The following is a 15,751-nucleotide window of genomic DNA, read 5'->3' as shown; positions in this document are numbered from 1 at the left end:
GATGAACGATTGGAAATTGCCCTGGGAAGGCGGATGCCGTTGTGGTCAGGTCCGGCTGAAGGTCACGGCCCCGCCGATGGTCACGGTGGCCTGCCACTGCAATGGCTGCCAGCGGATGAGCGGCAGCGCCTTTTCGCTCAGCATTCTGCTCCCGAGCGACGGTTTTCAGGTGACGCAAGGCGACCCCGTGCTCGGCGCGCTGCACGGCCCGGTCCGCCATTTCTACTGCCCGCATTGCAAGAGCTGGATGTTCAACCGGCCCCCCGGCATGGATGCGTTCGTCATCGTCCGCGCGACGATGCTCGACGATCCGAGCTGGTTCTGGCCCTTTATCGAGACGAGCACCCGGGAAAAACTGCCCTGGGCGAGCACGCCCGCCGTGCACAGCTTCGAGGCGTTTCCGGATCCCGCGGACTATGAACCGTTGATGAAGGAGTTCGCAGAGCGATTCCGGGAGGGATTCAATCCTCGCGGGAAAGCCCCTGCGAGAGCGCCCGGCGCATGAAGAGGTCTTCGAGCGTCTCGCGCCGCGGGACGACCTCGAGGACCTGCGCGCCGCCGTCGAGCGCCGCCCGCAGCACGTCGCCGACCTGCTTCTCGCCCTCGATCTCCACGACGACCACGTCCGCGCGCGTCCGCACGCCGTGTCCTTGCTGCTCGAACGATCGGCAGAGCGCCTCGCTCGCGCCGGCGAGCGTCACGTCGGTCCGGAGCACGTCGCCGCGCAGGAGCTTGCGGAGCGCGCCGCGCACGACGACCCGGCCCTCGCGCAGGATGGCCACGCGATCACACATCGCCTCGACGTCGCTCAGGATGTGCGTCGAGAAGAAGATCGTCCGGCCCGCCGCGCGCTCTTCGAGGATGAGGTCACGTACTTCCTTGCGCCCCACCGGATCGAGGCCGCTCATCGGCTCGTCGAGCACGAGCAGCTCCGGATCCGAGACGAGCGCCGCCGCGAGCCCCGTCCGCTGGAGCATGCCCTTCGAGAGGCGGCGCACCGGCCGGTCGGCCGCGTACGCGATGCCCACCTTCGCGAGCATCGCCTGCGTGCGCGACGCGAGCGCGGCGCCCGCGAGGCCCGAGAGGCGGCCGCAGAGCGTGATGAACTCGCGCGGGGTCAAGTACGGGTAGACGTAGGGGTTCTCGGGCAAAAACCCGATCCGGCGCCGCGCCTCCGCGCTCGGGACACGCGCGCCGAAGAGGAACGCCTCGCCGCCCGTGGGCTTGATGAGGCCCGTCAGCATCTTGATCGTCGTGGTCTTGCCCGCGCCGTTCGGCCCGAGGAAGCCGAAGATCTCGCCACGCCGGACGTCGAAGTCGACGCCCTTCACCGCCTCGACGCGCCGGCCGTAGAAGCCCACGCGGAAGGTCTTTTGCAGGCCCCGCACCTCGATCAACGTCTCGCCCGCGGCCGCGCTCTCGCTCGCCGCGCCGCTGTCCGCCCCGCCGCCGCTGTCCGCCCCGCCGCCCGCGTCGATCGCCCCGGCCTCGCTCATGCGCCTTCCTCACCGCCCTCCCGGCGCGCGCCGGGCACGGTGCTCGTGTACTCGTGGAGCTTGTACTGGATCTTGCGCGGGCTGATGCCGAGGATCGTCGCGGCCTTCGAGGTGGATCCCTTGCACGCTTCCAGGGTCCGGAGGATCGCGTACTTCTCCAGATCGTAGATCGTGCTGCCCGGGATCGGCGGGATCACGCCCTCGCCGGCGCCCACGTCGAGCGACCCCGGCAGGTGGCGCCGCTCGACGCGCGGGCCTTCGCAGAGGACCACGGCGCGCTCGACCGCGTTTTCGAGCTCGCGCACGTTGCCGGGCCAGGCGTACGCCGCGAGGGCCGCGAGCGCGTCGTCGGTGAACCCCTCGATGCGCTTGCCGTTCTCCTCGGCGTAACGGCCGAGGAAAAAGGCCGCGAGCTCGGGGATGTCGCTCGTGCGCGCGCGGAGCGGCGGGATCTCCAGCGTGACCACGTTGAGCCGGTAGTAGAGGTCCTCGCGGAAATGGCCCTCCGTGATGCGCTGCCGGAGGTCCTTGTTCGTCGCGGCGATGATGCGCACGTCGACCTTCAAGGTCTCGTTGCCGCCGACGCGTTCGATCGTGCGCTCCTGCAAGAAGCGCAGGAGCTTGACCTGCGTGGCGAGCGGGATCTCGCTGACCTCGTCGAGGAACAAGGTGCCGCCGCTGGCCTGTTCGAAGCGGCCCTCACGCCGGCCGACGGCGCCCGTGAACGCGCCTTTTTCGTGGCCGAAGAGCTCGCTCTCGAGGAGCGACTCGCTGAGCGCCGCGCAGTTGAGCCGCACGAGCGGCGCCTTCGCGCGCGGGCTGCCGCGGTGGATCATCTCGGCGATGAGCTCCTTGCCCGTGCCCGTCTCGCCGACGATGAGCACGCTGGCACGGCTCGGCGCGACCTGCTCCACGAGCCGGAGGAGCTTGACCATGCTCGGGTGCGAGGCGATCACGTGCCCGAAGGCGTTGCGCTCGCGGAGCTTCTGCCGGAGGCGGGAGTTCTCCTGGAGCAGGCGCGCTTGCTCGACCGCGCGCTCGACGACGACCTCGAGGACCTGAAAGTCGAGCGGCTTCGTGAGGTAGTTGTAGGCGCCTTTTTTGACGGCCTCGACCGCGTTCGAGATGGTGCCGAACGCGGTCATCACCACGAACGTCGCCGTCGTGCGCGACTCCTGCGCCTTCTCCATGAGGCCGATCCCGTCGAGGCCCGGCATCTTGAGGTCGGTCAGGACGACGTCGGGCGCGAACTCTTCGAGCTTGCCGAGGGCCTTGAACCCGTCGGCTGCCGTCTCGGTCGTGTACCCTTCTTCACGCAGGATCTCGGCGAGCGCAGCCCGCGCGTTGGCCTCGTCGTCGACGATCAGGATTCGGCCGCGGGAACCCATGCTGGCCCCTTCCTAGCACGGGGTTCTTCCCGCGGGTGGGCCGGATCCGTACGGGGACACAACCGGATAGTTTCTGCTTTCTCATGGGAATGATACAACCGCCCGCGCAGCGAGGACGGTCCACTCCCGTGGGGGGAGAGACCCCTCCCCTGCTGCCTTTCGAGGGTCGATGCGTACGCTTGAGAACGCCTCCTTTGCCGAGACGCGGCGGTTCGTCGCGCTCACCGCGCTTCCCATGGCCTTCTGCCTCCTGGTCACCGCGGACGCGGAGGCGCAGCAGCCGTTCGGCCCGCAGCCGCCGCCAGGGCAGTTCCAGCCGCAACCGGGGCAGTTCCAGCCGCAACCAGGACAGTTCCAGCCGCCGCCTGGTCAGTTCCAGCCGCCGCCAGGACAGTTCCAGCCCCCTCCAGGACAGTTCCAGCCGCAGCCAGGACAGTTCCAGCCGCAGCCAGGACAGCTACCTCCGGCTCCAGGACAGCTACCTCCGGCTCCAGGACAAGAGGGCGCGGCTCCGCCCGAGCAGCCGCCCGCAAACGAGACGGCCGTGGAGCCGCCGAAGGTCGATGAGCTCGAGGAGCGCGCGCGGACGCTCCTCGAGCAGCCGAACTCGTTCGGCTCGACCGGCCTCTTGCGCACGTCGTACGCCGGCTCGGGCGCGGCCGGGACGTTCCGCGTCTCGTTCCTCAGCGACTTCTTCTCGACCTCGAACTTCCTCTGCGATCCGAACCTGTCGACAGCGGCCGGGCAGCGGATCACCTGCACGCGCGACAACCTCGCGGACGCGTCGAGCCACGTCGGCGCGTTCTTCGCGCTCAGCGCGACGCCGTTCTCGTTCCTCGAAGCGTTCGCGGCGATCCGCACGTACGCGAACTCGAACGATCAAGGCAAGCCGCAGCTCCTGCAGGTCCTCGGCGACACGAACTTCGGCCTGAAGTTGTTCACGCCGTCGCGCGTCGGCTCGTACTTCTCGTTCGGCGCCGAGGCGCAGCTCATGCTGCTGAACGGCACGGGCAGCGTGGGCGTCTCGGGCGCGGGCACGAGCGCGTTCTTCCGCGCCCTCGCGAGCGCCGATTTCCGCAAGCCCGGCGGGCAAGGCTTCCCGCTGCGCGTGAACGTGAACCTCGGCTACAAGGTCGACAACTCCGGCCAGCTCGTGCGCGAGGTGGAGGAGGGGCGCGCGCTCGAATACCGCGACGGCCGCGATCGGCAGCCGATCTCGCGCATCGAGCGCTTCGGCCTCGGGATCAACCGCGTCGACTTCTTCACGCCGTGGATCGGCGTGGAGCTGCCCTTCCGGTACGCGCAGCCGTACGTCGAGTACACGGTCGACGTCCCCGTGAACCGGCAAGGCTACGAGTGTCATACGGGCCGCGTGTCGCGCGGCGACGTCTGCCTCGGGCTCGCCGATTTCAGCGCGGAGGATCCGCAGGCCGCCGGCGGCCCCGGCTACGCGGGTCTGCCCTCGCGCCTCACGATCGGCACGCGCGTGACGCCGTTCAGCAAGGCGTTCCGTGGCCTCTCGGGGCACGCGGCCGTGGACATCGGCCTCTCGGCGACCTCGGTGTTCGTCGAGGAGATCGCGCCACAAGCGCCGTGGACCGTCTACCTCGGGCTCGCGTACGCGTACGACACGAAGGAGATCCCGCCGCCGCCTCCGCCGCCGCCGCCGCCGCCCCCGCCGCCGCCGCCGGAGCCGGTGATCCTGCCGGCGCCGCAGTCGTTCGTCCGCGGCACGGTGCACGAGACGAACAAGCCCGAGGCCGTGATCCCCGACGCGATCGTGTCCATCGAGGGGAACCAGGATCCGCCGTTCGCGACGAGCGCCGGCGGCACGTTCCTCACGCGTCACCTGGAGCCGGGGACGTACACGTTCTCGGTGCGCGCGCCGGGCTACAAGCCGACGACGTGCCAGGCGACCGTGGTCGCGCCGCCGCCGCCGACGCTGCCGAAGGCGGAGGCGCCCGCGCAACCGACGCCGCCGGCGCAGCCCACGCCGGGGCAGTTCAACCCGCAGGGGCAGTTCGGCGTGCAGGGCCAGTTCGGCGCGCAGCCGGGGCAATTCGGCGCGCAGGGTCAGTTCGGCGCGCCGGGGCAGTTCTCGCCGCCGGCGCCCTTTGGTCAGCCCGGCGCAGCGCCGCCGCCGCCCGCGGCGCCAGCCCCCGCGACGCCGCCGCCGCAACAAGGGCCGACGATCGTGGACGTCGACTGCGCGCTCGAAGCGCTGCCGAAGATCGGCGCGATCTCGGCGGTCGTGCGTGACGCCGAGACGGGGGATGTGATCCCCGCGGCGGTCGTGCGGATCGTCGACGCGACGGGCAAGGAGCGCACGGCGACGGCCGACGGCAAGGGCGTGGTGTCGTTCCGCGATCTGCCGCTGGGCGCGACGAAGATCCGCGCCGAGGCCGCGGGCTTCATGAACCACGTGAGCGACGCGGACGTGCGCCTGAACGACGAGGCGAAGGTCTCGCTCGGGATGAACAAGCGCCCGGCCGCGCGGGCCGCGAGCGTCAAGGTGCAGGGCAACGAGATCAAGATCTCGCGGCAGGTGCACTTCGAGAGCGACTCGGCGAAGATCCTCGGCGACTCGAACACGCTGCTCGAAGAGATCGCGGACGTGCTTCAGCAGAACCCGAAGATCCGGCGCATCGAGATCCAGGGCCACACGGACAACACGGGCACGCGCGAGCGCAACCAGACGCTCAGCGAGCAGCGCGCCCAGGCCGTGCGGACGTGGCTCGTCTCGGCCGGCGTCGACGCCTCGCGCCTCGTGGCGAAGGGCTACGGGCAGGACAAGCTGCTCGGGCCGAACGTGACGAGCGCGCAGCGCGCGAAGAACCGCCGCGTGCAGCTCATCATCCTGGAGAGGGACAAGTAACATCCTGCGCCACGGCCTCGTGCTCCCGCGCGCCTTCGCGCTCGTCGTGCTGACCGCATGCACGAGCGCGCAGGCGCCCTCGGGGCCTCCCAAAAAGGAAGCCGTAGCCCCCCCAGCGAGCGCCGCCGCGCCCGTGCCGCCCGCCCCTGCGCCCCTCGTCGCGGACGGCGGCGCGGCGGACGCGGAGGCGCCTTCTGCGGATGCATCGCCCACGGCCGAGCTCTCGGACGCGGGCAGCGACGCGGCCCAGGTCGCGGCGCCGTACGTGGCGGACAACAAGGTCCTGCCGCCGGAGAGCAGCGAGGAGCTGCAGAAGCGCGCGGCCGCGCTCTTCGACGCGATCGTGAACGATGATCCGGCGCGCGGCGAGTCGTTCTGGTTCCCGAAGGAGCCCTTCGTTTCGCTGAAGGACGTGAAGGGCCCCGACAAGTACTGGGACCAGCTTCACCGGACCTACGCGCGCGACATCCACGCCCTGCACAAGAAGCGCAAGTCCTGGGAGGGCGCGACGTTCGAGGGCTTCGAGCTCGGCTCCAAGCCGAAGTGGGTGCCGCCCGGCGACGAGGGCAACAAGATCGGCTACTACCGCACCTTCCGCGGAAAACTCCGCTACCGGATCGGCGAGAAGACGGAGTCGATCGAGGTGCGCGTGATCATCTCGTGGCAAGGCCGCTGGTTCATCACGCACCTGAGCAAGTTCAAGAAGTAGCGAGCCGCGCGGCGAGGTCGCGCGGCGCGTTCTCGACGAGCGGGGGAGCGTGGTATGGTCGCGCTTACTCCCGGAGCTCCGCGCATGTTCCAGATCAAGCTCGACAAGCTGAACACGGCGATCGAGTTCTCGATGGAAGGGCTCGTGCAGGTCGACGAGATGAAGCAGTTCGTCGTGGAGCTGCGCCGCTCGGCCGTCACGATGACCGGCCCCGAGCTCAAGATCTTCGCGGATCTGCGGAAGTTCCGGCCCGCGTCGCCCGACGTGGTCGAGGTGGTGCGCGACGTGCAGGAGTTCGCGAAGACCATGGGCGTGCGGCGCATGGCGACCGTGCTCGAGAGCGAGGTGCTCGCGCTGCACATGAGCCGCCTCGCCCGCGAGACGGGCGCAGATAAGTTCATCCGCCGCTTCACGGACGAGCAAGAGGCGCGCGAGTGGCTCGCGACCGGCGAGTCGTTGCGGAAGAGCCGCAGGCTGCCATAGCTCTGCCTCTCCGTGTCGCCGCTCGTCTCCGTCCTGATCCCGTATCGCAACGCGGAGAGCACGCTGGAGGAGGCGCTCGCGGGCATCCTCGCCGAGCGGGAGGTGCCGATCGAGGTCCTCGTCGTCGACGACGGCTCGACGGACGGCGGCCCGGCGATCGTGGCGCGTAGGGCCGCGGAGGATCCGCGCGTCGTGCCGCTACAAACCGGCGGCGTGGGGATCGCGCGCGCGCTCGCCTGCGCACATGCGGCCTCGCGCGCGCCCTTCCTCGCGCGCATGGACGCGGACGACGTCTCGCTGCCGGAGAGGCTCCGATGGCAGGTCGACGCGCTCCGCAAGGACGAGCGTCTCGGCGTCGTGGGGACACGCGTGGAGCCCTTCCCGGCCGAGGCCGTCGGCGAGGGGCTCGCGCGGTACGTGGCGTGGCAAAACGCGATCGTCACGCCGGAAGATCACGACCGCGAGATCTTCGTCGAGGCCCCGCTCTGCCATCCCTCCGTGATGCTACGGCGCGAGGCGTTCGAGGCCGTGGGCGCGTTCCGCGACGTGCACTGGCCCGAGGACTACGACCTCTGGCTCCGGCTCCACACCGCGGGCTACGGGCTCGCGAAGGTGGATCGAACGCTGCTGCGCTGGCGTCACCATCCCGGCCGCGCGACGTTCCGCGACGGTCGTTACGCGATCGTGCGCTTCATCGAAGCAAAGGCGCACTACCTCGCGCCGCGGCTCGCGCAGGACGCACGCGCGTTCGTCGTGTGGGGCGCGGGGCCGACGGGGCGCAAGCTCGCGCGTGCGCTCGCGGCCGAGGGCGCGAAGGCCACGGCGTTCGTGGACATCGATCCGAGGAAGATCGGCCGCACGGCGTACGGAGCGCCGATCGTCCCCGCGGCTTCGCTCGATCCCGCGCGGCACTTCGTGCTCGTGGCCGTGGGCGCGCGCGGGGCGCGGGACATCATCCGAAAGGATCTCGCCGCGCTCGGGTTCGTCGAGCAGCGCGATTTTTTCTGTTGTTCCTGACGAGCCTCGCTCAGGACTTGCCTGGCAGAAGCCGAACTCCGCCGCTCGGCCCCTGCCCGACCGGCTTGTGCAGCACGATGCGCCGGCCCGCTGCGCGCCCCTCGGCGTGCGCCTCGCTGCGGGGCCCGCCCGCGTATTTCACGTGCTGGATGCGCGGATGCCGCTGCCGGTAGTAGCGCCCGAGGTCCGCGTCCTTCACCCACACGAGACCGTCGCTCGTGTTGATCTCGCGTTGCGTGCCGAGCTTCTCGTCGAACCCCGCCATCACGCCTGCCACGAAGGTGCGCCGATCGCGGTTGCCGCCGAGCGCCTTCGCCTTTTTGTGCGCGGTCCAGAGTTGCTCGGCCGTGCGCGTCAGGAACGCGTGCACGTAGCTCGCCATCTCCAGGTTCGCGTGCGTGCCGCAGATCTCGAGCACGCTCCCGCGCTTGCCTTCGAGGGGCCGGTAGACCGGCACCCAGATGACGTCCACGAAGAAGTGCTTGCCGAGGATCGACGCGAGCCGCCGCTCGGCCTCGGTCACGCGGCCCGTGGGCTTGCCGAGGTGGCGGAAGCCGTAGCCTCGCGCTTGCCGCTCCGCGACACTGTCGATGTTGTACTTCAGCATCAAGCGCTGGGCGGCGTTCATCGCGGCTTGCGCTTCGTTGACGTTCGCGCTCTCCGCGAGGGCGAGCAGCTTCGCGATCCGCTCGAGCACACGCGCCTCGCCCGGGTCCTCGCCGCGCGCGTCGGGCAGCCCCGAGGCGTGGGCGTCGATCCCGAGCCGCTGGCAGACCCCGCGGAAGGCTGGGCCATGCGCTTGCTCGCTCGTCTGACCGAGCACCTCGTGCACGTACTGATGCGCCATCTCGTGCTTCAGCACCTCGACCACGATCCCCCACGGTCGCTCGATCACGAGCCGCCGGCCGATCTCGATGCAGCGCGTCTCCCGGTGCCAGCGGCCGAGGTAACGCTCCGCGTCGCCGAGCTCGATCGTCGGGATCTTCAACGCGCGCCGGAAGTACGAGGCGTTGAGGTCCTGGTAGGTCGAGCGCAGCTCGCGCAGGAGCGCCGTCTCGAGCTCCAGGGTGAGGCGCGCGTGTTCCGTGGGCTCGGTGTTCGTCGACATGGGCTGACTCCGGACGGCCCTTCGGCCGGGGCGGAGCATAAATCGAACCGTCCGGAGGAGCATGGCCCCCTGCCCTCGTGGCCGCCTGCTCCCGTGGCCGGGGCAACGCGGGGCCCCGGTCCTCCAGCACGGTCGTTGCAATCACGTCACCCATTCGTCGCGGGGACGTGATTTGGGCTAGGATGGGGCGCGCAGCGTGTCCGCGACGAACTACCCCCTCGACCCCAGCGCGGAAGGCACGCGGACGAGCGATCCCGCCTCCCTCGCGCCGAAGAGCCAGAAGCTCCGGCGCCTGGCCCGGGCGCGGCGCCGCCTCGCCTGGCTCGTGCTCCTCGCTCCGGCCGTCCTCGTGCTCGCCGTCGACATCGGCATCCGCGGCGGGAGGCTGCTCGATCTGCGCGGCAAGCACGTCGTGAGTTACGCGGGCGCGATCCTCGAGAGCGCGGTCCTGTGGGGCCTTTTGCTCTACTCCGCGTCCTCGCGGCGCGGCGCCGTCCGCTGGGTCTCGGCCTCGCTCTTCGTGCTGCTCGCGACGGTCACGCTCGGCGTCCAGATCTACTTCCAGCGCTGCTACTCGACGTACGTGAACCTCGACGCGTTGCTCTTCGCGACGTCGTTCTCGGAGAGCGTCCTGGGGCACCTGCGCGCGGACGGCGGGAACCTCGTCTCGGCCGTCGCGCCGCCGCTCGTCTGCGCCGCGGCGCTGGTCGTCGCGGCGCGCAGGTTCGTGCGGCCGCGGCAGACGCGGAGCGGACGCGCGGCGCGGATCCTCGCGCCCATCGCGATCTTCTTCGGCTTCGTGATCCCCTGCTCGTACCGCACCGTGCAGGCGTCGACGCCGGACGTGATCTACCTCCACGCGATGGGCGGCGTGATCAAGCAGATCACCGGGCTCCGGCCGCCCGAGCACGTCCGCCCCGGGGTTCGCACGCCGCCCACGCTCCCACGCGCCACGGCGATCCCGAGCGGCGCGCGCGTGACGCGGCCGAACGTGCTCTTCGTCATCACCGAGAGCGTGCGCGCCGACGCGCACTGCATCGCGCCGACCGATGACTGCCCCTTCTCGCCGGCGACGAACGCCGCGGCGAGGAAGCGCTTTCCGCTGCTCCAGATGCGATCGAACGCCTCGACCACCGCGATCTCGCTCGCGGTGCTCTGGTCGGGCCTGCCGCCGACGTCCTCGCGCGAGGACCTGCACGGCCATCCGCTCCTCTTCGACTACGCGAACGCGGCCGGGTACGACACGGCGTACTGGACCAGCCACCACATGATGTTCGCGAACTCGCGCCTCTACGTGCAGGACCTGCCGACCTCGCACCAGACCGGCGCGACCGATCTCGATCCGCTCGCGGACATGGATCTCGGCGCGCGCGACGAGCTGCTCACCGAGCGCATCCGCAAGGACATCCGCGAGATGCGCGAGCCGTTTTTCGCGGTCGCGCACTACGGCAACACGCACATCCCCTACCGCATCGACGCCGAGCACGCCCCGTTCCAGCCCGCGATGGACAGCAAGGCGCCCGAGGACAACGAGGCGTACCGCAACTACTACCTCGACGCGGTCCACCTGCAGGATCGGACGATCGGCGAGATGCTGCGGTTCGTCCGGGAACAGGCGTTCGGCGAGCGCACGATCGTGGTGTTCACGTCGGACCACGGCGAGTCGTTCCGCGAGCACGGGCAGCTCGGGCACACGGGCGCGGTGCTCGACGAGGAGATCCACGTGCCGGGCTGGATCGACGCGCCCGAGGGCACGCTCACCGAGGCCGAGACGGCCGCGCTCGCGTCGCACCGCGAGTCGATCGTGTTCCACACGGATCTCACGCCGACGATCCTCGACATGCTCGGCCTGGAGCGCGAGGCGGGCTTCTCGCGCTGGTACGGCGCGATGATCGGCAAGAGCCTGCTCGGCCCGATCGAGCGGACGGAGCCGGTGCCGCTCACGAACTGCTCGGGCGTGTGGGGCTGCGCGTTCCGCAACTGGGGCATGATGCGGGGGAACTTGAAGCTCGAAGCCCGGGAGTGGGACACGGCGTGGCATTGCTACGACGTGCTCGCGGATCCGAAGGAGCGGAACGATCTCGGCGCGGCGGCGTGCGGGGACATGGCCGCGCGCGCGGAGGCCCTGCACGGAGGGCTGCCGGGCCTCGTGAAATGAACGAATCAAAGACGTGACGGACGTGACCGAAGGGAGCCCTGGGCCCGCCGCGACCACGGCGACGGCGGCGACGACGAAGCCCGGCAAGCGCAAGGCGAAGAAACAGCTCGGACCCGCGGGGCAGCGGCGCAAGCAGCGGAGGCGGCGGCGCAGGTGGATCGGGTTCCTCGCGCTGCTCACGCCGATGCTCTGGGTGCTCGCCACGGACCTCCTGCGCCGGCACGATCACCTGCTGCGGCTCGATCGGTGGCATCGGCTCGGCTACCTCGCGGGGCTCTGCGAGAGCTTCGTCTTCTGGGCCGTCTTGCTCTACGTGGCCTCGCGCGCCCGCGGGGTCTTCCGCGTCGCCGTGGGCGGGCTCTTCGTCCTGCTCTTCTCGGTCGCGCTCGGCGTCGAGGGCGCGTTCCACAGGCAGTGGAACACGTACCTCACGCTCGACGGGCAGATCCATTCGAAGTCGGTCGCGCACTCGCTCTACGGCTACCTCCCGCTCGCCCGACCGAGCCTGCTCTTCGAGGTCGTGCTCGCGATCGCGGCCTCGATCGGCATGCTCGTCTTCGCGCGGAGGTTCGTACGACCGCGTCGGATCCCGCGGCTCGTCGCGCCGATCCTCGTCCCGGCCGTGCTCGTCCTCGCGGTGAAGACGCCCGTCAGTTACCGCGTCGTCATGTCGTCGCCGCCGGATCTCCTCTACTTCCACGGCGTCACGGCGACGGTGAAGGAGAACCTCGACCTCACGAACGACTCGCCCGATCTACGCGTCGAGCGCCGGCGCCCCGAGCCCGTGCCGAAGCTCTCCGCGAAGCCGAAGCGGCCGCGCAACGTGCTGCTCGTGCTGCAAGAGAGCCAGCGCGCCGACGTGTCCTGCGTCGCCTACGACCCTGCCGGCGACTGCGCGACGCCCTTCTCGAACGAGGCCGTGCCGAACCGCATGCCCCTCCACGAGATGCACGCGCACGACTCGACGACGGCGATCTCCATCTCGAACATCTGGTCCGGCGTGCGCCCGACCGAGCCACGCGCCGTCTTGCATTCGGTGCCGCTGCTCTGGGAGTACGCGGCCGCGGCGGGCTGGGACACGGCGTACTGGACGAGCCAGAACCTCATCTTCGGCAACGCGCGGCTCTACGTGCAAGACATCCCCGCGAGCCATTTCGCGGTCGCGACGCACCTCGACACGATGGCGGATCTCGACGCGGGCGCGTACGACGCGCTGCTCACCGAGCGCGTGATCGAGGAGTTCGGCGAGCTCGAAGAGCCCTTCTTCGCCGTCGTGCACTACTCGAACGTGCACTACCCCTACGTCTACGATGAGAAACACGCGCCGTTCCAGCCGGCGGTCTTCAAGAACGCGCCCGAGCTCAACGACCAGTTCCTGAACTACTACAAGAACGTCGTGTACCTGTCGGACATGGCCGTGGGCAAGCTGCTCCGGCACGTGCGCGAGACCGACAAAGGCGCGCGCACGGTCGTCGTGTACACGTCCGATCACGGCGAGTCGTTCCGCGAGCACTGGCAGATGGGGCACACGAGCTCGCTCTACGAGGAGGAGATCCGCGTGCCGACGTGGATCGACGCGCCCGCGGGCACGCTCGCGCCGGAGGAAGAGGCGAGCATCCGCGCGGCCGAGCACGCGTACGTCTACCACCTCGACCTCGCGCCCACGTTCCTCGATCTCCTCGGCGTATGGGACGACCCTGCGCTCGTGCCCTTCCGGCGCCGCATGATCGGCCACCCGCTCACGCGGCCCGAGCGGACGATCGAGCCCGTGCCGCTCACGAACTGCACGGGCGTGTGGGAGTGCGCGTTCCGCAACTGGGGCGCGATGCAGGGGCCGCTCAAGGTGCAGGCGCGCGAGTGGGACGCCGAGTACCACTGCTTCGATCTGCGCACCGATCCCGACGAAGAGAAGAACCTCGGCGAGGCCGCGTGTGGATCGCTGCCGCTCTTCGCGCGCTCGCTCTACCATGTGATGCCGAACGTCACCCCGCCCGGTCGCCCCAAGGTCAACTGGGGCAAATGAATCGCAGTGCGCGCGTGACGCTCGCGACGAGGCGCTCATGAACGAGAGGTTTCTCCTGCCCGCCCTTGCGACCGCGCATTCCCACGCCTTCCAGCGCGCGATGCGGGGCGACGCGCAGCGGCCCGGCCCCACGGGCACGGACGACTTCTGGTCCTGGCGGACCTCGATGTACACGCTCGCGGACACGCTCACGCCGGAGAGCATCCACGCGATCGCGCGCGTCGCGTACCGCGAGCTCTACCGCGCGGGCGTGCGCACGGTGGGCGAGTTCCACTACGTGCATCACCAGCCGGGCGGAGTGCCCTACGACGATCGCGTCGTGCTCGCCGATCAGGTGATCCGCGCGGCGAAGGCCGAGGGGCTCCGCATCGCGCTGCTCCGCGTGATTTACACGCGCGCGGGCGCCGGGAAGCCGCCCGAGGGGGCGCAGCGCAGGTTTTCCGATGCGGACCTCGATCGCTCGCTCGCCGACATCGAGACACTCGCCGCGCGATGGGCGCAGGACCCCGATGTGCGGATCGGCGTCGCGCCGCACAGCGTGCGCGCGGTCCCGCCCGATTGGCTCGGGCCGATCGCGGCGTTCGCCGAGGCGCGCGGCATGATGCTGCACGCGCACGTGGCCGAGCAGCCCGCGGAGATCACGGCGTGCCTCGCCGAGACGGGGAAACGACCGGTCGAGCTCCTCGCCGACCGGGGCGTGCTCTCGCCGCGCTTCGTGGCGGTGCACGCGACGCACCTCGCGCCGCACGAGGCGCGGCTCCTCGGCGAGGCGGGCGCATTCGTTTGCTTGTGCCCGACGACGGAGCGGGATCTCGGCGATGGACTGCCGGACGTGACGGCGCTCGTGGACGCGGGTGCCTTGCTTTGCACGGGGATCGACAGCCACGTCATGACGGCGCCGCTCGAGGATCTTCGGTGCGTGGATCTCGGCGAGCGGCTGCGCACGGGCAAGCGCATCGCCTTGCGGACCCAGGATGCGGCGGGGCGGACGCCGGCCGAGGCGCTCTGGCGAATCGGATCCGAGCTCGGGGCGCGGGCGTGCGGGTTCTCGGATGTCGGGGGCGAGATCGAGGTCGACCTCGGGGCGCCGGAGCTCGGTCTCGTGCGTCCGGAGCATCGGCTCGACGCCGTCGTATACAGCGCCAACACTGGAATATTCTGCCACCGTTGATTGAATGCCGTGGTCATAGGAATGACCACATGCCGGCCGAAGTGGCGCCGCGGCGAACAGACCGTTGTAATTCATTTGCAATTGCACCGTTGAGCGTGTGACGCGGCCCATGCCAGCAGCGCCGCGATTGACGAAGCTGGACCAAATTATCCGCTGCTTCGGATATTTACGCGTCACGCCCCAGGCGGACGTGGGCTCCCCTCCGCAAGCGCCGCGGCCAATTGTTTTACAATTTGATTGCTTTTGATACCGGACGCGTCATTACGCGCCCCGGCATGGCGTCGATTTCGAATCGATTTCACTTGAATAAAACGGTGCGCGCCCTGTACATTGCGTGGGTCCTTTTTTTCCGACAGCACAAGGAGAGCCGCATGCGCAATCTTCAGTACACGGTCATTCTCGGGGGTCTCTTCTCCGCCTTCGCGCTGCTCGGCGCGGGCTGCAGCGCCGACTCGAGCGAGATCGGCGAGGGCGTGGATGTCGGGGGCGAGACGGAAGCCGCCGGCGTGCCCGTCGTGCGCACCTGCGGCACGAAGGAGCTGACAGCGGAGGAGTTCGCCAAGCTCGAGGCCGAGTTCGAGCAGCTCGCTCCCTGGAAGGACAACCTCAACGTCAGCGTCGGCGCGACCATCCCCGTCTACTGGCACGTCATCAACAAGGGGACGGGCATCTCGAACGGCGATATCCCGCAGAGCCAGATCGACGACCAGATCAAGGTCCTCAATGCCGCGTACGCGCCCTGGGGCGTGAGCTTCAACCTCGTCAGCGTCGACCGCACGACGAACAGCACGTGGTACACGGCGGGCCCGGGCACGACGGCGGAGAAGAACATGAAGACGGCCCTCCGCCAGGGCTCGGCGGACGACCTCAACGTCTACAGCTCGAACCCGGGCGGCGGCCTGCTCGGCTGGGCGACGTTCCCCTCGAGCTACACGAGCAACCCGAAGGATGACGGCGTCGTCCTCCTCTTCTCGTCGGTCCCCGGCGGCTCCGCGGTGCCGTACAACCTCGGCGACACGGGCACGCACGAGGTCGGCCACTGGATGGGCCTCTACCACACGTTCCAGGGTGGCTGCGCGAAGAACGCCAGCACCGGCGGCGACGGCGTCGCCGACACGCCGGCCGAGAAATCGGCCGCGTACGGCTGCCCGACGGGCCGCGACAGCTGCGCGGCCATTTCGGGCGTCGATCCCATCCTGAACTTCATGGACTACACCGACGACGCCTGCATGAACACCTTCACCGAGGGCCAGAGCTCGCGGATGCAGGCCCAGTGGGCCACGTACCGCAAGAACAAGTGATCCTCTCCGTCTGATCGTCGGA

At 69.8% G+C, this 15,751-nt stretch carries 11 protein-coding genes and 1 pseudogene; 9 read left to right on the top strand and 3 right to left on the bottom strand.

Going from position 1 to position 15,751, the window contains the following annotated elements; translation table 11 throughout:
- Position 1: 1 nt before the first annotated feature.
- Complete coding sequence (locus E8A74_RS29020) at positions 2-505, top strand: GFA family protein (protein WP_136932337.1); 504 nt, start codon at positions 2-4, stop codon at positions 503-505.
- Here E8A74_RS29020 and E8A74_RS29015 read toward each other — a convergent pair.
- Together E8A74_RS29015 and E8A74_RS29010 are read right to left on the bottom strand one after the other, a co-directional pair.
- Complete coding sequence (locus E8A74_RS29015; RefSeq protein ID WP_136932336.1) at positions 462-1,496, bottom strand: ABC transporter ATP-binding protein; 1,035 nt, start codon at positions 1,494-1,496, stop codon at positions 462-464. The genes E8A74_RS29020 and E8A74_RS29015 overlap by 44 nt on opposite strands.
- Positions 1,493-2,884 (bottom strand): sigma-54-dependent transcriptional regulator, encoded by a 1,392-nt coding sequence (locus E8A74_RS29010; protein WP_136932335.1) that lies wholly within the window; start codon positions 2,882-2,884, stop codon positions 1,493-1,495. The genes E8A74_RS29015 and E8A74_RS29010 overlap by 4 nt, the downstream gene beginning before the upstream one ends.
- Before the next feature lie 169 nt (positions 2,885-3,053).
- Here E8A74_RS29010 and E8A74_RS29005 point away from each other — a divergent pair, with 169 nt between their 5' ends.
- The 4 genes from E8A74_RS29005 to E8A74_RS28990 all read left to right on the top strand — a co-directional run bounded on the left by E8A74_RS29005 (position 3,054) and on the right by E8A74_RS28990 (position 7,968).
- On the top strand, positions 3,054-5,759 hold the full coding sequence (locus tag E8A74_RS29005; protein ID WP_136932334.1) for an OmpA family protein: 2,706 nt from the start codon (positions 3,054-3,056) through the stop codon (positions 5,757-5,759).
- A gap of 19 nt (positions 5,760-5,778) precedes the next feature.
- Positions 5,779-6,468: a hypothetical protein gene (locus tag E8A74_RS29000; RefSeq protein ID WP_136932333.1), complete on the top strand. Its 690-nt coding sequence runs from the start codon at positions 5,779-5,781 to the stop codon at positions 6,466-6,468.
- A gap of 84 nt (positions 6,469-6,552) precedes the next feature.
- Complete coding sequence (locus tag E8A74_RS28995; protein ID WP_232379792.1) at positions 6,553-6,951, top strand: STAS/SEC14 domain-containing protein; 399 nt, start codon at positions 6,553-6,555, stop codon at positions 6,949-6,951.
- A gap of 12 nt (positions 6,952-6,963) precedes the next feature.
- The gene (locus E8A74_RS28990; protein ID WP_136932332.1) at positions 6,964-7,968 is read left to right on the top strand and encodes a glycosyltransferase; all 1,005 of its coding nucleotides are present in this window, start codon (positions 6,964-6,966) and stop codon (positions 7,966-7,968) included.
- Positions 7,969-7,978: 10 nt separating this feature from the next.
- Here E8A74_RS28990 and E8A74_RS28985 read toward each other — a convergent pair whose 3' ends face one another.
- Complete coding sequence (locus E8A74_RS28985; protein ID WP_232379791.1) at positions 7,979-9,076, bottom strand: DUF2786 domain-containing protein; 1,098 nt, start codon at positions 9,074-9,076, stop codon at positions 7,979-7,981.
- A gap of 196 nt (positions 9,077-9,272) precedes the next feature.
- On the opposite strand from E8A74_RS28985, the gene E8A74_RS28980 reads away from it, so the two are divergent.
- The 4 genes and pseudogenes from E8A74_RS28980 to E8A74_RS28965 all read left to right on the top strand — a co-directional run bounded on the left by E8A74_RS28980 (position 9,273) and on the right by E8A74_RS28965 (position 15,729).
- Positions 9,273-11,234, top strand: a complete 1,962-nt coding sequence (locus E8A74_RS28980; RefSeq protein WP_136932331.1) for an LTA synthase family protein — start codon at positions 9,273-9,275, stop codon at positions 11,232-11,234.
- A 13-nt stretch (positions 11,235-11,247) separates the two neighbouring features.
- Entirely contained in the window at positions 11,248-13,257 is a 2,010-nt protein-coding gene (locus E8A74_RS28975) for a sulfatase-like hydrolase/transferase (protein ID WP_232379790.1), read from the top strand.
- 28 nt (positions 13,258-13,285) lie between these two features.
- Positions 13,286-14,428: pseudogene (locus E8A74_RS28970) on the top strand (formimidoylglutamate deiminase); the annotation flags it as partial.
- Positions 14,429-14,799: 371 nt separating this feature from the next.
- A complete protein-coding gene (locus E8A74_RS28965) occupies positions 14,800-15,729 on the top strand; it encodes a zinc metalloprotease (RefSeq protein WP_136932329.1) in 930 nt (309 codons plus the stop codon).
- Positions 15,730-15,751 lie beyond the last annotated feature (22 nt).

Origin of the sequence: Polyangium fumosum, assembly GCF_005144585.1 — a bacterium.
GTDB classification, from domain to species: Bacteria; Myxococcota_A; Polyangia; order Polyangiales; family Polyangiaceae; genus Polyangium; species Polyangium fumosum.
The sequence above is the reverse complement of the archived record's forward strand: the minus strand, read 5'-3'. Positions and strand labels throughout refer to the sequence as shown.